Here is a 17540-nt window from a genome sequence, read left to right as displayed (position 1 = left end):
CGGTCGCCGGGGTCTCGGTCGGCGGGCACAGGTCGCATGCCCCCGCATGCCGGGCGATTCCACCCGGGAGGCCACCGCTTTCCCGGGCGCCGCGGGTCGTCCTGCCGCCGTATCCGGCGCGGGCGCCGCAGGGGCGGGCTTTCTCACGATCATTTGTGTCAAGGCGGCTTTTGGCATTTGTGGTCCGCCCGGGATTTCGCTCTAATGCCCCCGGACCACAGAAGCAGGGAGCCCTCAGATGGCCAGTTCCGCCGCCGCCGACACCGCACTCGTGGCCGAGATCGAGGCCCTGGGAGAGCGGCTGGCCGAGGCCCGCGCCTCGATCTCGCGCCGTTTCATCGGGCAGGAGAAGGTCGTCGACCTGGTGCTTTCGGCGATGCTTTGCGGCGGGCATGCGCTGCTGGTGGGGCTGCCGGGCTTGGGCAAGACCCGGCTGGTCGATACGCTGGGCACGGTGATGGGGCTGGACGCCAGCCGCATCCAGTTCACCCCCGACCTGATGCCCGCCGACATCCTCGGCTCGGAAGTGCTTGAAACCGCGGGCGATGGCGGGCGCGCCTTCCGCTTTCTCGAAGGGCCGATCTTCTGCCAGCTCCTGCTCGCGGATGAGATCAACCGCGCCTCGCCGCGCACGCAGTCGGCGCTGTTGCAGGCGATGCAGGAGAAAGAGGTCACCATCGGCGGCCGACACCGCCCGCTGGGGCGGCCGTTCCACGTCCTCGCCACCCAGAACCCCATCGAGCAGGAGGGCACCTATCCGCTGCCCGAGGCCCAGCTCGACCGTTTCCTGGTCCAGGTCGATGTCGACTACCCCTCGCGCGATGTCGAGCGCGCGATCCTGATCGCCACCACCGGCGCCGACGAGGCCGAGGCGGCGCAGGTCTTCGACGCCGGGGCGCTGATCGCGGCGCAATCGGTGATCCGGCGCATGCCGGTGGGCGAGAAGGTGGTCGAATCGATCCTCGACCTTGTCCGCGCCTGCCGCCCGGGCGAGGCCGAGGGGCGCGACCTGGAGGGAAGCCTGGCCTGGGGGCCGGGGCCGCGCGCGGCGCAGGCGCTGATGCTGACGGTCAGGGCGCGCGCGCTGCTGCACGGCCGCCTCGCCCCTTCGACCGAGGATGTCGCGGCGCTGGCGCTGGCCACGCTGGAACACCGCATGGCGCTGTCCTTCGCCGCCCGGGCGCGCGGCGAGACGCTTTCGGACGTGATCGGCCGGGTGACCGAGCGCGTCCTCGGGCTTGAGGCGGCGGCGTGACGCTTGACCTTCAGGCCCGGGCCGAGGCGCTTGGCCAGACCCTGCCGCCGCTGCTGGCCGAGGCCGAGATGCTGGCCGCTACGGTGATGCTGGGCGAGCACGGCCGCCGCCGCGCCGGGCTGGGCGACGAATTCTGGCAATATCGCGCCGCCCATCCGGGCGATCCGGCGCGGCTGATCGACTGGCGCCGCTCGGCGCGCTCGGACCAGCATTTCGTGCGCGAGCGCGAATGGCAGGCGGCGCAATCGGTGACGCTCTGGGTCGATCCCTCGCGTTCGATGGCGTTTTCCGGCAGCCGCGACCGCGCGCCCAAGGCGGATCGGGCGCGGCTTCTGGCGCTCGCGCTGGCGGTCTTGCTCTTGCGCGGCGGCGAGAGGGTCGGGCTTGCGGGCGCGGCGCCGCCGCGCGGCGGGCGCGGCCAGATCCTGCGGCTGGCGGCAAGGCTGGCGGGCGAGGGCGAGGATCCCGCCGATTTCGGCGCCCCCGCGACCGAGGGCATGACCGGCCACGGCCGCGCGGTGTTCCTGTCGGATTTCCTCGGCCCGCTTGAGGCGGTGGAGGCGGCGCTTTCGCGCGCGGCCGACCGGGGCGTGCGCGGCGCCCTGTGCCAGGTGCTGGACCCGGCCGAGGAGGAGTTTCCCTTCGACGGCCGCGTGGTCTTCGAATCCATGGCGGGCGGCCTGCGGCACGAGACGAAACAGGCGGGCCAGTTGCGCGACCGCTATCTTTCCCGCCTGGCCGAGCGCAAGGACCGGCTTTCTACCCTGGCCCGCGCCGTCGGCTGGCAATTCTCGACCCATCACACCGGCAGCCCGGTGCAATCCGCGCTGCTCTGGCTGTTCCGCGCGCTGGAGGGCGGGCGCTGATGTTCATGCTTGGGCCCCTGGGCTTCCTGACCCCCTGGCTTCTCTGGGCGCTGGTGATCCTGCCGGTGCTGTGGCTTTTGCTGCGCGCGGTGCCGCCCGCGCCGGTGCGCCGCCGCTTTCCCGGCGTCGCGCTGCTGCTGGGCCTGAAGGATGAGGACAGCGAGACCGACAAGACGCCCTGGTGGCTGCTCGCATTGCGCATGGCGGCGGTGGCGGCGCTGATCTTCGCCTTCGCCGGGCCGATCCTGAACCCCGAGCCGAAGCAGGAGGGGCGGGGGCCGCTGCTGGTGGCGCTCGACGGTGGATGGGCCGATGCGCGCGACTGGCCGCGCCGGGTGGAGCGCGCGGCGCAGGTGGTGGAAGAGGCGGGCCGCGACGGCCGTCCGGTGGCGCTTTTGCGCCTGACCGAGGATCCGCAGGACGTGGTCTTCCAGACCGCCGATGCGCTGGCCGGGCGGCTTTCGGTGATGGAGCCCAGCCCCTGGGCCCCCGCGCGCCTGGCCGACTGGGCCGAGAAACTGCCCGCCGAGGCGTTCGACACGCTCTGGCTGTCGGACGGCATCGCCCATGACGGGCGCGAGGCGCTGGCCGCCGTCTTCGCCGACAAGGGCGCGCTGACCGTGGTCGAAAGCCCGGCGCCGGTGCTGGCGCTGCATCCGGCGGTGTTCGAATCGGGCCGGATCCGGGTCGCGGTCAGCCGGTTGCACCGCGGCGCCGAGGCCGAGGTCGAGGTTCTGGGCCGCGGCCCCGATCCGGCCGGGATCGAGCGCGAACTGGCGCGCGCCACCGTGACCTTCGCCCCGGGCGAGGCGCGGGCCGAGGCGGTGATGGATCTGCCGCCCGAGTTGCGCAACCGCGTGACGCGGTTCGAGATCGCGGGCCTGCGCTCGGTCGGCGCGGTCAGCCTGACCGACGACAGCCTCAAGCGGCGCAAGGTGGCGCTGGTCGCGGCGGGCCCGGCGGATGAGGGGCTGCAACTGCTGTCCCCGCTGCATTACCTGCGCCAGGCGCTGGAGCCGGTGGCCGATCTGGTCGAGGGCCCGGTCGCCGATGTGCTGGCCGCCTCGCCCGATGCGGTGATCCTTGCCGACGTGGCCCGGCTGGGCGAGGCCGAACATGCCGCGCTGACCGAATGGGTCGAGGCGGGCGGGCTGCTTCTGCGCTTTGCCGGGCGGCGCCTGGCCGCAAGCGAGATCGGGCTTTACGATGAGGATCCGCTCTTGCCGGTGCGCCTGCGCGAGGGCGGCCGCCAGGTCGGCGGCGCGATGAGCTGGGGCGAGCCGAAGGGCCTTGCCCCCTTCCCCGAGGGCGGCCCGTTCTTCGGCCTTGCCGTGCCCGGCGATGTCGAGGTGCGCCAGCAGGTGCTGGCCCAGCCCGACCCCGAACTGTCGGCCCGCACCATCGCGGCGCTTGAGGACGGCACGCCGCTGGTCACCCGCAAGGCGCTTGGCGAGGGATCGGTGGTGCTGGTCCATGTCACCGCCAATGCCGAATGGTCGAACCTGCCGCTTTCGGGGCTGTTCGTGCAGATGCTGGAGCGGCTTGCGGTTTCCACCCGCGCCGCGCGGCCCGGGGCCGCCGATCTGGCGGGCCAGACCTGGGTGCCCGAGGTCCTGCTCGACGCCTGGGGGGCCGAGCGCGATGCGGGCGGCATGGCTGGCGTCGCGGGCGAGGCTTTGGCCGAGGCCTTCGAGGCCGGGCCCGGCCCGGCGCAGCCGCCGGGGCTTTATGCCGGGCAGGACCGGCGCGTCGCGCTGAACGTGATCGGGGCCGCGACCACGCTTTCCCCGGCCGAATGGCCCTCGGGCGCGACGGTCGAGGGGCTGGCGGTGGCGCCGGAACGCTCGCTGGTCGGGCCGGTGCTGGTGCTGGGCGCCGCGCTCCTGCTGCTCGACATCCTGGCGGCGCTGCTCGTCGCCGGGCGGCTGGGGCTGCGGCGGGGCGTGGCGATGCTGGCGCCGGTGGCGATCGCGGCGGCGCTGGCGGGCGGCCTGGCCGCGCCCGCGCCCGCGCAAGAGGCGCCGCAGCCCCAGTCGGCCGGTGACGAATTCGGCATCCGCGCCACCGAGGGCGTGGTCCTGGCCTTCGTCAGGACCGGCGATGCGCAGGTGGACGAGATTTCGGAATACGGTCTTCTGGGACTTGGCGACATGCTTTGGGCGCGCACCGCGGTCGAGCCGGTGATGCCGCTCGGCGTCGATATCGAGGCCGACGAGTTGGCGTTCTTCCCGTTCCTCTACTGGCCGGTGACGGCGGATGCGGCCACGCCCTCGGCGGCGGCCTATGCGAAGCTGAACCAGTTCCTGCGCACCGGCGGCATGATCCTGTTCGACACCCGCGATTCCGACCGGGCGGCCTTCGGCGGCCAGACCCCCGAGGGCGCGGCGCTGCAGCGGATCGCCGCCGGGCTGGACATTCCGCCGCTGTCGCCGATCCCGGCCGACCATGTGCTGACCCGCACCTTCTACCTGCTTCAGGAATTCCCCGGCCGCCAGAACGGCGGCACCATCTGGGTCGAGGCCGCGCCGGAAGAGGCCGAGGCCGAAGAGGGCATGCCGTTCCGCACCCTCAACGACGGGGTGACGCCGGTGGTGATCGGCGGCAACGACTGGGCCTCGGCCTGGGCCACCGACGACAACGGCGTGCCGATGCTGCCGGTGGGGCGGGGCGCGGCGGGCGACCGCCAGCGCGAGATCGCCTGGCGCTTCGGGGTCAACCTGATCATGCATGTGCTGACCGGCAACTACAAATCCGACCAGGTCCATGTGCCTGCGCTGCTGGAAAGGCTGGGTCAATGATCGCGCAACTGGTGTTCAGCCCGCTGGTGGCCTGGCCGGTGCTTTGGGCGCTGGCCGGGGCGGCGCTTCTGTTCCTGGCGCTGGCCTCGTGGCGCGGCCTGCCGGGCTGGGGGCTGCGCGGGCTGGCGGCCGGGGCGCTGCTGGCCGCGCTCTCGGGCCCTTCCTGGCAGGAGGAGGAGCGTCAGCCGCTTTCCGACATCGTCATCCTGCTGGTCGACGAAAGCGCCAGCCAGACCCTGGGCGAACGCGCGGCCCAAAGCGCCCGCGCCGTCGCCCGGGTCGAGGCCGAGGTCGCCGCGCGCGACAATACCGAATTGCGCCTCCACCGTTTCAGCGACGGCAATGATGCCGGGACGCTGGCCATGGCCGCCATGGCCGAGGCCCTGGCCGAAGAGCCGCGCGCCCGCGTCTCGGGCGTGATCCTGGTGACGGACGGCCGCGCCCATGACCTCGATCTCGCGCCCGAAAGCCCGGCGCCGTTCCATGTGCTCCTGACCGGGGCGCGCGACGACTGGGACCGCCGCCTCGTGGTTCGGAACGCCCCCGCCTTCGCCATCATCGGCGAGGAATTCACCCTGGGCCTGATGGTCGAGGATCAGGGCGCGGTGCCCGCCTCGGCCGGGACCGAGGTCGAATTGACCATCTCGGTCGATGCCGATCCGCCGCAAAGCTTCCGGGTGCCGGTGGGGGTGGAGCTGGAACTGCCGGTCACCTTGCCCCATGGCGGCATGAACGTGCTGCGCTTCGAGATCGCCGCCACGGCGGATGAGCTGACCACCCGCAACAATGCCGCCGTGGTCCAGATCAACGGCGTGCGCGACCGGCTGCGGGTGCTCTTGGTCTCGGGCGAGCCGCATGCGGGCGAAAGGGTCTGGCGCAACCTGCTGAAATCCGACGCCTCGGTCGATCTGGTGCATTTCACCATCCTGCGCCCGCCCGAAAAGCAGGACGGCGTGCCGGTCGACGAGATGAGCCTGATCGCCTTCCCGACGCGCGAGCTTTTCGTCGAGAAGATCGAGGAATTCGACCTGATCATCTTCGACCGCTACCGGATGCGGGGCATCCTGCCGATGAGCTACATCGACAATGTGGTCGAATATGTCAAAGGCGGCGGCACGGTCCTGGTGGCCTCGGGGCCGGAATTCGGCGCGGTGGATTCGCTCTACCGCTCGCCCCTGGCCGAGATCCTGCCGGTCGCCCCCACCGCCCAGGTGGTCGAAGGCGGCTTCACCCCCCTGATCACCGAACTGGGCCGCCGCCATCCGGTGACCGAGGGGCTGGAGCGTTTCGCCCCCGCCTCGGAAGACGACACCCCCGGCTGGGGCCGCTGGTTCCGGGCCATCGAGGTGGAGCAGCTCTCCGGCCAGACCGTGATGGAGGGGCCGCAGGGCCTGCCGCTTCTGGTGCTGGACCGGGTGGAAGAGGGGCGGGTGGCGGTGCTGGCCTCGGACCACGCCTGGCTTTGGGCGCGCGGCTACGAGGGCGGCGGCCCGCAACTTGAGCTGCTGCGGCGGCTGGCGCATTGGATGCTCAAGGAGCCCGAGCTTGAGGAAGAGACCCTGACCGCCACGGCGAGGGGCGATGTCCTGACCATCACCCGCCGCAGCGTCGAGGAGGTGCCGCCGGGCCCGCTGACCATCACCGGCCCCGACGGGACCGAGACGGTCCTCGGTATGACCGAGGTCTCGCCCGGCCGCCATGAGGTGATCTGGGAGGCGCCGGAACAGGGGCTTTACCGTCTGGAGCAGGACGAGCTTGCCCGGGTGATCGGGGTCGGCCCCGCCGCGCCGAAGGAATTCGAGGAGACCATCGCCTCGGCCGAGGCGATGGTCGCGGCGGCGCGCGCGCCCGGCGTCTCGGTCAGCCGGATCGAGGAGGGGCTGCCCGACATCCGCACGGTGGCCGAGGGCCGCCCGGTCGCGGGCCGGGGCTGGATCGGGGTGACCCCGCGCGAGGCCTATGTGACAACCGAGGTCCGCCAGGCGGCGCTCCTGCCCGGCTGGGCCTGGCTTTTGCTGGCGGCAGGCCTGTCGGTTCTGGCCTGGCTGATCGAGGGGCGGCGGGGCGCGAAGCTCTGAGGGCATTCACTTCCCCGACATTCCGGGCCCTAGATCCGGCGAAATCCGGGTCCGGGGTTGCACTTTTGGAACATTCCCACCTGAATGGCGCCTGTCGGCGCTGTGACGGCCAGCCCTGTGAAAGCCAGTCCAGTTCCGCTTGGCCCAAGTTCCGATTTGCCCGATGCCAGCCCGCCAGTGCCAGCCCGCCAGTGCCGGTCAGCCCTGTTCGGTGCATTGCGGCCAGGCCTTGGCCGATTCCTTCAGCAGGGTCACGAAGGCCTGCACCTTGCGGGTGCGGTGCAGGTCGACATGGGTCACCACCCACAGCGGCGAATCCCACTCCGGCCGCGGCGCCATCACCTCGACCAGATCGGGGTCGGCCATCGCCTCATAGGCCGACATGAAGCCGATGCCCGCGCCCTGGCGCAGGGCCTCGTTCCAGGCGGAAACCTCGGTGGCGCGGAAGGCGAGTTGTTCGGGCGCGACCCGCTCGCGCAGCCAGCGATAGAAGCCCGCCCGGCTGCCCTCGCTTTCGGCGACGATGAAGCGGTGGTCGGCGAATTCCGCTTCCGAGGCGGGGATGCCATGGGCCTCGATATAGCTGCGCGCGGCATAAAGCCCGGTGCGGATCCGGCTCAGTGGCTGGACCACGTTGTCGGGCTCTTCCGGCGCGGCCCCGGCGCGGATCGCGACATGGGCCTCGCCGTAATCCAGCCGGAAGATCCGCATGTCGGTCAGAAAGCGCACGATCACCGCCGGATGGCGGCGCTGGAATTCGGCAAGCACCGGCACCACCAGATCGGAGAAGCCCGAGACCGAGGTGATGACGAATTCGCCCTGCACCGTTTCGCCCTGGCCCTTGATGCGCGAGGACAATTGGGCGAACTGCTCTTCGGTGGTCTGGGCGACGGTCAGCAGGTCGCGCCCGGCCTCGGTCGCGGTATAGCCGCGGGCGTGGCGCTGGAACAGCTTGCTGCCCAGCCGACGCTCCAGCGCGTCGATATGGCGGATGACGGTGGCATGGTGGACGCCGAGCACCTCGGCCGCGCCCGATACGGTGCCAAGGCGCGCGACCTGATAGGCGGTGCGGATTTCGTCCCAGTTGTCCATGGTGGCAGCCCTTTCGCGGCTTCGCTTCGCGGCCAGAAAAGGCGCAAACGCCGCCGGGTTCAAGGCCGTCCGCGCGGTTTTTGCCGCGCCTGGCGGGTGTCGGGTTCGGGGTGGGGCGAAGGTTTCTGCGCGCTGGGGCCTGCGGTCCAGGCGGGGGCGGTGGCGCTACAGGTCCGCGCCGGTTCCGCCGCAACCGCGCGCCGCGACCGCAAACAGGTTTTGGTCGGGCGGAATTCTCTGCTAAGAAGGGCGCGCGTCTGTCCCGCGCCTGTCGAAACCCTCGCCTGCCGAGACCCCAGCCTGAGGCCCATCTCCGCCCCTTTCCGTAACCGACCCGCCGTGATCAACCTGCCGTGACCGCCAAGCCCCCGCATTCCCGCATCGCGAGCCAGATCCTTCGCCTGCGCCATTCGCGCGACCTGCCGCTGGCGGGGCGGCCATGCGCGCTCGGCCTGGTGCTGGGGGCGGTGTTCTTCGCCGCCTCGCTGACGCCTTCGATGATTCCCCGCGCGGGCCTGATGCAAGGCGTTCTGGGCGGGATCTGCTTCGCCGCGGGCTATCTGATCGCCCATCTGGCGCTTTCGCTGTGGAACTGGATGACCGAGGCCCCGCCGCCCGCGCCCCGGAAGCTGACGCGCAACCTGCGCTGGTCGGTGCTGATCGCGGTGTTGACGGCGGGCTGGGGGCTGTGGAACGCCACCGGCTGGCAGGCGGGGATCCATGCGGTGATGCAACTGCCGCCGGTCGAAAGCGCGCGGCCCTGGACCATCCTCATGGTGGCCTCGGCGGTGGCGGTGGCGCTGGTCCTGCTGGGGCGGATCTTCCGGCGGCTGATGCGGCTGGTGGCGGCGCAGCTTGAGGTCGTGGTGCCGCGCCGGGTGGCGGCGGTGGCGGGGATCTTCGCCGCGGCGCTGCTGTTCTGGTCGATCGGCAACGACGTGGTGCTGGGGCGGCTTCTGGCGCTGATGGACGACACCTATGCCGCGCTGGACGATCTGATCCCGGCCGAACAGGCCGCGCCCTCGGATCCGCTGAAATCGGGCAGCGCGCAATCGCTGGTGGCCTGGGACGACCTGGGCGCGGCGGGGCGCGACTGGGTGCTGTCTTTGCCCGATGCCGGGGATATCGCCGCCATCTCGGGGCAGGGGATGGAGCCGCTGCGCATCTATGTCGGCCTGAATGCCGCGCCCGATGCCGAGGCGCGCGCGGCGCTGGCGCTGGAAGAGGCGATCCGCGTCGGCGCCTTCGAGCGCGAGGTTCTGGTGATCGCCACCCCCACCGGCACCGGCTGGATGGACCCGGCGGCGTTCCGGCCGCTCGACCATCTGACCGGTGGCGATGTGGCCACGGTGGCGGTGCAATATTCCTATCTGCCAAGCTGGCTTTCGCTGTGGGTCCAGCCCGAATACGGCGCCGACAGCGCCCGGGCGCTGTTCCACGCCATCCACGGCCACTGGCGCGAACTGCCCGAGGACAGCCGCCCCCGGCTTTACCTCTTCGGCCTCTCGCTGGGCGCGCGCAACGGCGAGATCTCGGCCACGCTGCCCGATCTGGTGGCGGCGCCGCCGCAGGGCGCGCTCTGGGTCGGGGCGCCCTTCGCCTCGTCGAGCTGGCAGCAGGTGATGGAGCTTCGGCGCATGGACAGCCCGGTCTGGGCGCCGCTGGTGGGCGACGGCTCGATGATCCGCGTCACCACGCAGGAGAACCGGCTGGACCGCGCCGCCGCGCCCTGGGGACCGATGCGGGTGGTCTATCTGGAATATCCCTCGGATCCGATCGTCTATTTCTCGCCCTCGGTGCTGTGGCGTGCGCCGCAATGGCTTGCGCCGCCGCGGGCGCCTGATGTCTCGCCGGGGCTGCGCTGGTTTCCGGTGGTCACCTTCCTGCAACTGGCCTTCGACATGGCGACCGCGACCTCGGCCCCGCCGGGCTATGGCCATGTCTATGCCGCGCGCGACTACCTGACAGCCTGGGACGAGGTTCTGGGCAGCGAGACCCCGCCCGAGCGGCTGGAGCGGCTGCGCCGCATGCTGGACGCCGACGGGATCTGAAGGCGCCGCAGGGGCCGTGCGGACCCCTGTCGGCTTTCGCCTTGTTTCATTGGCTCTTCGTTGAGTCAAACTGAACCGTTTGGTTTTACTGCTGCGGCGATCACGAGAAAGGCAAGGCCTCGTCACATCTTTTTGCTGTTCACAAGCGCACATAAACCGACCGTTTGGGCGAGTTTAACGGTTTTATGAATGGGCTTAGCTTCCTCCCTACAGACGGCGCAGAACCAAGGGCCGTCGCAATCATCTCGCCGGGAAAGGCCCGGCGACCTTTCGGAGGAAGACGTCATGTCCATCAAAAATATCGGTTTCGCTGCCCTGATCACCATCGCCTCGGTGGGCTCCGCCATCGCCGCAGGCGCCGGTTCGGACGGCAAGGATCAACTGGCCCGCATCCTGGGGGTCGATGCCGATCAGTTCACCACCGCACAACTTCTCCAACTGCAGGACGCCCGCCGCGAGAACGACGCCGAGCGGTTCAACTTCATCCTTTCGCAAGCCGGTGGCGCCACCGCTTCGGCCGGTGCGTCGACCTCGGCGGGCAATGTGCAGCGCGCCCTGGCGCTCGGGGTGGAGCCGGGCCGCTTCACCGCCGCCGAACTCTCGCAGCTTGAGGTCGCCCGTCGCAACGGCGACACCGAGGTGGTGAAATTCATCCTCTCGGGCGACAATCGCAAGCCCGCCGCCGAGGCCGGCGTCGTGACCGCGGGCAAGGCCCAACTGGCGGCGAGCCTGGGCGTGAACCCCGCCGATTACACCCTGGCCGAACTGACCCGCCTGGACGCCGACCGCCAGGGCGCCGACAACTGAGCCCGGCGGGCTTGGCGTGATCGCGGGCGGGGGATCTCCTGCTGCCCGCCCGCGGTCGCAATCCGCAAGACTGTCCTGCCGTCCCGCCGCCCGAGAGCTTGACTCCCGGGCGGCTTCCTTTTATGCGCGTCGGGAATTCCCCGGAGGCTGAAGGCTTCCGGTCCCATGGGCAAGTCCCGGGATCGCCATCCGTCAGCGCGTCGCGCCCACGGGTGCCTTTCCCCATTGTCCATCGCCGCCGCCTTCCCATATCGGAAAGGCCCCCGCCAGTCCGCGACCCGAAGGAGCGCGCCGATGTTTGAAAGCCTGTCAGAACGCCTTGGCGGCGTCTTCGACCGCCTGACGAAACAGGGCGCACTGACCGATGCCGATGTGGTCGCGGCGCTGCGCGAGGTGCGGGTGGCGCTGCTCGAGGCCGATGTCTCGCTGCCCGTCGCGCGCGATTTCATCAAACGGGTGCAGGAAAAGGCGACCGGCACCGCGGTGACGAAATCGGTCACGCCCGGGCAGATGGTGGTCAAGTTCGTCCATGACGAGCTGGTGCGCGTGCTGGCGGGCGAAGGCCCGGCCGAGGCGCTGAAGATCGACAACCCCCCCGCCGCCATCCTGATGGTCGGCCTCCAGGGCTCGGGCAAGACCACCACCACGGCCAAGCTGGCCCGCCGCCTGAAAGAGCGCAACCACAAGCGCGTGCTGATGGCCTCGCTCGACACCAACCGCCCGGCGGCGATGGAGCAGTTGCAGATCCTCGGCGCCCAGATCGGCGTCGACACCCTGCCCATCGTCAAGGGCGAAAGCGCCACCGCCATCGCCAAGCGGGCCAAGACCCAGGCCGCATTGGGCGGCTATGACGTGCTGTTTCTGGACACCGCCGGCCGCCTGCATATCGACGAAATGCTGATGGACGAGGTCCAGGCCGTGCGCGACATCGCGCAGCCGCGCGAGACGCTGCTGGTCGTCGACGGGCTGACCGGGCAGGATGCCGTCAACGTGGCCTCGGAATTCGAGGCCAAGGTCGGGATCTCGGGCGTGGTGCTGACCCGGATGGACGGCGACGGGCGCGGCGGCGCGGCGCTGTCGATGCGCGCGGTCACCGGCAAGCCGATCCGCTTCGTGGGCCTGGGCGAGAAGATGGAGGCGCTGGAGCCCTTCGAGGCCGAGCGCGTCGCGGGCCGCATCCTTGGCATGGGCGACATCGTGGCCCTGGTCGAGAAGGCGCAGGAGACTTTCGAGGCCGAACAGGCCGAGCGGATGGCCAAACGCTTCGCCAAGGGCCTGTTCAACATGAACGACCTGCGCAGCCAGCTTGAGCAGATGCTGAAGATGGGCGGCATGCAGGGGCTGATGGGGATGCTTCCCGGCATGGCCAAGCACCAGGCGGCGGCGGCCGAGGCCGGGCTGGACGACAGGATGCTGCGGCGCCAGATCGCCCTGATCAATTCCATGACCAAGCGCGAGCGCGCCAATCCCGACATGCTGCAGGCCAGCCGCAAGAAGCGCATCGCCCAGGGGGCGGGGCTTGAGGTGCAGGAGCTGAACCGGCTTCTGAAGCAGCACAAGCAGATGGCCGACATGATGAAGAAGATGGGCAAGGGCGGCATGATGAAGAACATGATCCGCCAGTTCATGGGCAAGGGCGGCCTGCCCGACCCGTCGAAAATGTCGCCCGAGCAACTGGCCGAGGCGGCGAAAGGCATGGGGCAGGGCATGGGTGGCTTGCCGGGCCTGGGCGGCCCGATGGCGGGCCTGCCGCGCGGCGTGACCCTGCCCGCCGGGCTTTCGGGGATGATGAGGAAGAAATGACCGCCTCGCTTCGCCATTCCCCGACCGGCGTCCCGCCTGTTTCCGGCCCGCGCGCGCCCGCCCCGCATCTGGCCGGGGCGGCGCTGTGGCATTTCGATCTGGGGCGTTTCGATCCGGCGGCGGGGCTTTCGGGCGCCCGCCTCCCGGCAGAGGAGAGGGTGCAATGACCGACAGCGCATCGCGCGCGGCCGAACTGCTGGCCGAACATCGCGAATCGATCGACCGGCTGGATGCGATCCTGGTCTTCACCCTGGCCGAACGCTTCAAGCACACCCAGGGGGTGGGGCGGCTCAAGGCCCGCCACGGCCTGCCGCCCTCGGATCCCGCGCGTGAGGCGCGCCAGATCGAACGGCTGGAGAGACTGGCCGAAGAGGCGAAGCTAGATCCAGAATTCGCCAGGAAATTCCTGAACTTCGTCATCAGCGAAGTCATCAGGCACCACGAGAAGCTGCAAGAATAACCCCAAACACCCGAACCACGAACACCCGGGCTCCGGCCCGGATCACAGCCATTCCGAAGGAGAAACCAAAATGGCCATGAAAATCCGTCTCGCCCGTGGCGGCTCGAAAAAGCGTCCGTTCTACGCCGTCGTCGCCTCTGATTCGCGCTCGCCCCGCGACGGGCGCTTCATCGAGAAGCTGGGCACCTACAACCCGCTTCTGGCCAAGGACGACGAAAAGCGCGTCGTGCTGAATGTCGAGCGGATCCAGCACTGGATCGCGCAGGGCGCCCAGCCGACCGACCGCGTCGCGCGCTTCCTCGAAGCCGCGGGCCTGCGCGAGAAGGCCGCCCGCAGCAATCCGAAATCCGCCGTCCCCGGCAAGGCCATGGCCGAGCGCGCCGCCAAGAAGGCCGCCCGCTCCGCGGCCCCGGCCGAAGAAGCGGCGGCCGAGTAATTTTCGGCCTCGTGAAACTGCTGGCGATCCCCCTCGGGGTCGCCGGTCTGCCGGGCTTCGGGCTTTTGCGCCGCCTGGTCACGGTGGGGCTTTGCGCCGGATCCTTCTGGGGCGGAATGCAGGTGCAGCGCCTGCTTGACGTCGCGATATGCCCCGGGCCCGAGGGGCATCTTTCCTCTGCGGCCTGCAAGGGGGGCCAGCCATGACCGCATCCGACCGGATCTGCATCGGCGCCATCGCGGGCGCTTTCGGCGTTCAGGGCGAGGTGCGGCTGAAAAGCTACTGCGCCGAGCCGACCGACATCGCCGCCTATGGCCCTTTGCACACCGGGGACGGCCGCCGCAGCTTTTCGGTGCGGCTGACGCGCCCGGTGGCGGGGGGGCTTGGCGCGCGGCTTTCGGGCGTGACGACCAAGGAAGAGGCCGATGCGCTGAAGGGGGTGGAGCTGTTCATCGACCGCGCCCGCCTGCCGCGCCTGCCCGACGACGAATTCTACCACAGCGACCTGATCGGGCTTGAGGCCCGCGACCCGGGCGGCGCGGCGGTCGGCTCGGTTTCGGCGGTGCTGAACCATGGCGCCGGAGACCTGCTGGAGATCCGCGCCCCGGGCCGGGCGCAGGCGCTGCTGCTGCCCTTCACCCTGGCGAATGTGCCGCTGGTCGATCTGTCGGCCGGGGTGCTGGTGGTCGATCTGCCCGAGGGGCTGGACTGATCGCGGGTCCGGCCGGGCCCTGGGCCGAGGCGGCGTGAAACCCCGAAGGGACACCGAACCTGGTTCTTCGATGTGCGGGGTGCCCCGGCGGCTTCCCCTCGGCGTCGCCGCAGGGGGAAGATTCTTGCGCGCAGGGCTTGGAATCCGGGAAGATGCCGACTCCGGGAAGATGCCGACATGGCTCGACCGGCGACCGATGCGGAAGATCCTCTCGGGCAAGGCCCGGAAACCGGGTTTCCACATTGCTTCGGCCTGTTCGGAGGGGTCTCCCTCGGGGTTGGCGGTCCCGGCCGCGCGCCCCGGTCCGGGCCAGCGCGAGGGGCAGGGCGTTGAGCGGATTGCCTTTTCCGCTCTTGCCGCCACCACGCCATTTTTCCGCCATCCTGATGCGGAACATCCTTTCCGTGGGGTGCGGCCCGCCGGAAGCGGGCGGCCCGGTTGGAAAGGTGCAGGATATGCGGCTTCGGGGTTTACTGGTCCGCGCGGCGATGGCGCTGCTTTACATGGGGCCGCTGCTGGCCGGCATGGCGGGATCCGGCTGGGCGATGGTTCTGCCCTTCGTGCTGCTCTTTTCGCTCTGGCTCTCGGTCGCGCGACCGGGGGAGTGGCCGGAGCGCGGGGAATGGCGCGCGCCCCGGGCCTTTCTGGTGGCGGCGACGCTGATCCTCAGCCAGACCCTGCTGGTCGCCATCTTCTTCGGCATCGGGCGCGGCATCGGCGGCGTGACCGGCCATTTGCCGCTGTTGCATCCCGTGCTGCCGTTGGCGATGTCCGGCCTGGCCATCCCGCTGCTGCGGATGATCTGGGACCCGAGGGCGGACTTGCGCGTCGGCACCGTAACGCCCGCCGCGCAGGGCGATCCGGGCGGGGGGGCCGCTGGCGAGGCCCTCGACAGGCTTCTCGCGCTTTCCGCGCGGCAGGACGAAGGCGCGGATCCGGGTCGGGCGGCGGTCCGGCTGGACCAGGCGATCGGCGTGGTCGGCGCATGGGGCCTGCTGCCCGAACTTTCGACGCTGCTGGCGACGCTGCCCGCCGCGCAGCATGGCGGCCTGCGCCGGGCGCTGATCCGGCGGCTGGGGGCCGAAGCCTCGGGCGCGGCCCCGGCCATCCCGGGCCTGCCGCGCGCGGCCTTCGCCGCCGCCGGGCAGGAGGGCGCGCTTCTGCGCGGGCTCTTGCCGCGCGCCATCGACCTGGCGCTGGCCGAGCCCGCCCGTCGCGCCGAATTCCCGGCGGCGAAGGTGCTGGAGGATCTGGCGAATCGCCTCGCCCCCGCGGGCGGAGAGGGGGATCCGGCCGGGGAGCTGCGGCTGCTCGCCATGCTGTTGCGCGCCGCGCCGGGGCAGGGCGCCGGTGCCCGCGCGCCCTTCCCGGGTGCTGTCTCGCGTTCGGCCGCACTGCGAGGCGCGTGATGCGCCCAGGGGTGACGGCGGGGCTTTCGCGGCCCGCGCCTTGCCGCTAGACCTGCGGCATGAGCGATACCCCCGAAGGCACCCCCCTTTCCCCCCCGGCCGGCCACCCCGAGACTGGTGGCCCTGATGCCGCACCCCCCGATACCGGGCTAGGCAAAAGCCACGGCCGCCTGACCGCGCGGCCCTCGCTGCGCCCGCGCGACCTGATGGAGGAACCTCGCATCCTTCGCGGCTCCTTCGCGGCCAAGGTGGTGACGCTGTTCCCCGATGCCTTTCCCGGCACGCTCGGCCTGTCCCTGACCGGGCGGGCGCTTGATCTGGGGCTCTGGCGGCTGGAGACGGTGGACCTGCGCCCCTTCGGCGAGGGGCGGCACCGCAATGTCGATGACACGCCCTCGGGCGGGGGCGCGGGCATGGTGTTGCGCCCCGATGTGGTGGACCGCGCGCTGCGCGCCGCGATGGCCGAGGCCGCACCCGACCGCGCCCGCTGGCCGGTGGTCTATCTTTCGCCGCGCGGGCGGCCCTTCGATCAGGCCATGGCGCGCCGCTTCGCGGGTTGCGAGGGGATCACGCTGCTGTGCGGGCGGTTCGAGGGCGTGGACCAGCGCGTGCTCGACCATTGGCAGGTCGAGGAGGTGAGCCTTGGCGATTTCGTCATGACCGGGGGCGAGATCGCGGCCCAGGCCGTCCTGGACGCGACGGTGCGGCTTCTGCCCGGGGTGCTGGGCAATGCGGAATCGGCGGTGGAGGAAAGCTTTTCCGACGGCCTGCTCGAACATCCGCAATATACCCGGCCCCCGGTCTGGGAGGGACGCGAGATCCCGCCGGTCCTGACCTCGGGCAATCACGGCGAGATCGCGAAATGGCGCCGCGCGGAGGCCGAGCGGATCACCCGCGCACGCCGCCCCGATCTCTGGGAGGCGTTCCGCGCGCGCCAAGGCCAGTGAGAGGGGGCTCTGCCCCCGGCTCCTGCGGAGCCTCCCCCGGGATATTTGGACAAAGAAGAAAGCGGAAATCCCGCGCCTGCGGCTTTCTTCTTTGCCTAAATATCCCCACCGGAGGGGAAAGAAGAGTGATGCTAAGACATTGAAATCATGTATTCTGCAAGCGCGAGTGCCGCGTGCGATGTTACAGTTGCGCGCCACATGATGCACTGGATTTTGCTGGACTGGCGCACTCGTGGCAAGTGGGTATTTCCGGCGAGCCCGGCCTAGCTCAAATTGGCGTTTAAGAACAAGCTACCTCATGCACCTTCCAGCTTTCGGGCGGGTCACCGGGAATGCCGATTACCTGGCGCACCGACGTGGCAGCCAAGATCATGAAGAAGGTTGGCATGGAGAAGGTCATGTTTGAAGCTGCCGACCCGGAAGTGTTCTCGTGGTACATCAAGAACTACGGGATCGACGTGAACCTCTTCATCGACCACAGTCAGATCACCCAGCTCGAATGTCTGCGTCGCGGCATCTGGGGCGCCAATCCACCTTCGGCAGGATTACCACGTACGGGTAATGACGTTTCCCGCTGTGGCTAATCCAGTTTGAGTTAGACACTGGCCCAACCGCGAGGACCAGAGATGACGCGCGGCAGATTCACCGAAGATCAGATCATCGGCATTCTGAAAGAGCACGAGGCGGGCGTTTCCGTCGGCGATCTGTGCCGCAAGCACGGCGCCAGCGATGCGACAGTCTATAAATGGCAGGCCAAATATGGCGGCATGGATGTCAGCGAGGCCAAGCGGCTGAAGGGTTTGGAAGACGAGAACGCCCGCCTGAA

The 17540-nt window shown here is 70.2% G+C and carries 16 protein-coding genes; 15 read left to right on the top strand and 1 reads right to left on the bottom strand.

Features of this window, described 5'->3' with window-relative positions; genetic code table 11:
* Window positions 1-238 precede the first annotated feature (238 nt).
* The 4 genes from ABNX41_RS14775 to ABNX41_RS14760 are packed head-to-tail and all read left to right on the top strand — an operon-like array spanning window position 239 to window position 6997.
* Window positions 239-1255 (top strand): AAA family ATPase, encoded by a 1017-nt coding sequence (locus ABNX41_RS14775; RefSeq protein WP_438670499.1) that lies wholly within the window; start codon window positions 239-241, stop codon window positions 1253-1255.
* On the top strand, window positions 1252-2121 hold the full coding sequence (locus tag ABNX41_RS14770) for a DUF58 domain-containing protein (protein WP_438670498.1): 870 nt from the start codon (window positions 1252-1254) through the stop codon (window positions 2119-2121). Before ABNX41_RS14775 ends, ABNX41_RS14770 begins: the two co-directional genes overlap by 4 nt.
* On the top strand, window positions 2121-4919 hold the full coding sequence (locus ABNX41_RS14765) for a DUF4159 domain-containing protein (RefSeq protein WP_438670497.1): 2799 nt from the start codon (window positions 2121-2123) through the stop codon (window positions 4917-4919). Before ABNX41_RS14770 ends, ABNX41_RS14765 begins: the two co-directional genes overlap by 1 nt.
* Window positions 4916-6997 carry a hypothetical protein gene (locus tag ABNX41_RS14760; RefSeq protein WP_438670496.1) on the top strand — a complete coding sequence of 694 codons (2082 nt, stop codon included), beginning with the start codon at window positions 4916-4918 and terminating at the stop codon, window positions 6995-6997. Before ABNX41_RS14765 ends, ABNX41_RS14760 begins: the two co-directional genes overlap by 4 nt.
* Before the next feature lie 198 nt (window positions 6998-7195).
* Here the strand turns inward: ABNX41_RS14760 and ABNX41_RS14755 are convergent, their stop codons facing one another.
* Window positions 7196-8089 (bottom strand): LysR family transcriptional regulator, encoded by an 894-nt coding sequence (locus ABNX41_RS14755; protein ID WP_438670495.1) that lies wholly within the window; start codon window positions 8087-8089, stop codon window positions 7196-7198.
* Between the two features lie 353 nt (window positions 8090-8442).
* Here ABNX41_RS14755 and ABNX41_RS14750 point away from each other — a divergent pair, with 353 nt between their 5' ends.
* The 11 genes from ABNX41_RS14750 to ABNX41_RS14700 all read left to right on the top strand — a co-directional run.
* Window positions 8443-10140, top strand: a complete 1698-nt coding sequence (locus tag ABNX41_RS14750) for an alpha/beta hydrolase (RefSeq protein WP_438670494.1) — start codon at window positions 8443-8445, stop codon at window positions 10138-10140.
* Window positions 10141-10425: 285 nt separating this feature from the next.
* A complete protein-coding gene (locus ABNX41_RS14745; protein WP_438670493.1) occupies window positions 10426-10947 on the top strand; it encodes a hypothetical protein in 522 nt (173 codons plus the stop codon).
* Window positions 10948-11241: 294 nt separating this feature from the next.
* A complete protein-coding gene (gene ffh / locus ABNX41_RS14740; protein ID WP_438670492.1) occupies window positions 11242-12750 on the top strand; it encodes a signal recognition particle protein in 1509 nt (502 codons plus the stop codon).
* Window positions 12747-12917 (top strand): hypothetical protein, encoded by a 171-nt coding sequence (locus tag ABNX41_RS14735; RefSeq protein ID WP_438670491.1) that lies wholly within the window; start codon window positions 12747-12749, stop codon window positions 12915-12917. Before ffh ends, ABNX41_RS14735 begins: the two co-directional genes overlap by 4 nt.
* Window positions 12914-13210 carry a chorismate mutase gene (locus ABNX41_RS14730; protein ID WP_438670490.1) on the top strand — a complete coding sequence of 99 codons (297 nt, stop codon included), beginning with the start codon at window positions 12914-12916 and terminating at the stop codon, window positions 13208-13210. The genes ABNX41_RS14735 and ABNX41_RS14730 overlap by 4 nt, the downstream gene beginning before the upstream one ends.
* A 70-nt stretch (window positions 13211-13280) precedes the next feature.
* Window positions 13281-13646, top strand: a complete 366-nt coding sequence (gene rpsP, locus ABNX41_RS14725; protein WP_438670489.1) for a 30S ribosomal protein S16 — start codon at window positions 13281-13283, stop codon at window positions 13644-13646.
* A gap of 202 nt (window positions 13647-13848) precedes the next feature.
* Entirely contained in the window at window positions 13849-14358 is a 510-nt protein-coding gene (gene rimM, locus ABNX41_RS14720) for a ribosome maturation factor RimM (protein WP_438670488.1), read from the top strand.
* A 455-nt stretch (window positions 14359-14813) separates the two neighbouring features.
* Window positions 14814-15767: a hypothetical protein gene (locus tag ABNX41_RS14715; protein WP_438670487.1), complete on the top strand. Its 954-nt coding sequence runs from the start codon at window positions 14814-14816 to the stop codon at window positions 15765-15767.
* A gap of 206 nt (window positions 15768-15973) precedes the next feature.
* Entirely contained in the window at window positions 15974-16714 is a 741-nt protein-coding gene (gene trmD, locus ABNX41_RS14710) for a tRNA (guanosine(37)-N1)-methyltransferase TrmD (RefSeq protein ID WP_438670555.1), read from the top strand.
* Between the two features lie 332 nt (window positions 16715-17046).
* Window positions 17047-17298 (top strand): phosphosulfolactate synthase, encoded by a 252-nt coding sequence (locus tag ABNX41_RS14705; RefSeq protein WP_438670486.1) that lies wholly within the window; start codon window positions 17047-17049, stop codon window positions 17296-17298.
* Window positions 17299-17340: 42 nt separating this feature from the next.
* On the top strand, window positions 17341-17540 hold a 200-nt coding region (locus ABNX41_RS14700), incomplete at its 3' end, for a transposase (RefSeq protein WP_438670485.1).

Source organism: Pseudogemmobacter sonorensis (assembly GCF_042762395.1).
Lineage (GTDB): Bacteria > Pseudomonadota > Alphaproteobacteria > Rhodobacterales > Rhodobacteraceae > Pseudogemmobacter > Pseudogemmobacter sonorensis.
The sequence above is the reverse complement of the archived record's forward strand: the minus strand, read 5'-3'. Positions and strand labels throughout refer to the sequence as shown.

Coding starts and splice junctions, on each gene's coding strand:
- rpsP (WP_438670489.1), top strand. CDS start 13,281: ATGGCCATGAAAATCCGTCTCGCCCGTGGCGGCTCGAAAAAGCGTCCG.
- rimM (WP_438670488.1), top strand. CDS start 13,849: ATGACCGCATCCGACCGGATCTGCATCGGCGCCATCGCGGGCGCTTTC.
- ABNX41_RS14705 (WP_438670486.1), top strand. CDS start 17,047: ATGCCGATTACCTGGCGCACCGACGTGGCAGCCAAGATCATGAAGAAG.
- ABNX41_RS14735 (WP_438670491.1), top strand. CDS start 12,747: ATGACCGCCTCGCTTCGCCATTCCCCGACCGGCGTCCCGCCTGTTTCC.
- ABNX41_RS14745 (WP_438670493.1), top strand. CDS start 10,426: ATGTCCATCAAAAATATCGGTTTCGCTGCCCTGATCACCATCGCCTCG.
- trmD (WP_438670555.1), top strand. CDS start 15,974: ATGGAGGAACCTCGCATCCTTCGCGGCTCCTTCGCGGCCAAGGTGGTG.
- ABNX41_RS14765 (WP_438670497.1), top strand. CDS start 2,121: ATGTTCATGCTTGGGCCCCTGGGCTTCCTGACCCCCTGGCTTCTCTGG.
- ABNX41_RS14755 (WP_438670495.1), bottom strand. CDS start 8,089: ATGGACAACTGGGACGAAATCCGCACCGCCTATCAGGTCGCGCGCCTT.
- ABNX41_RS14775 (WP_438670499.1), top strand. CDS start 239: ATGGCCAGTTCCGCCGCCGCCGACACCGCACTCGTGGCCGAGATCGAG.
- ABNX41_RS14730 (WP_438670490.1), top strand. CDS start 12,914: ATGACCGACAGCGCATCGCGCGCGGCCGAACTGCTGGCCGAACATCGC.
- ABNX41_RS14760 (WP_438670496.1), top strand. CDS start 4,916: ATGATCGCGCAACTGGTGTTCAGCCCGCTGGTGGCCTGGCCGGTGCTT.
- ABNX41_RS14715 (WP_438670487.1), top strand. CDS start 14,814: ATGCGGCTTCGGGGTTTACTGGTCCGCGCGGCGATGGCGCTGCTTTAC.
- ffh (WP_438670492.1), top strand. CDS start 11,242: ATGTTTGAAAGCCTGTCAGAACGCCTTGGCGGCGTCTTCGACCGCCTG.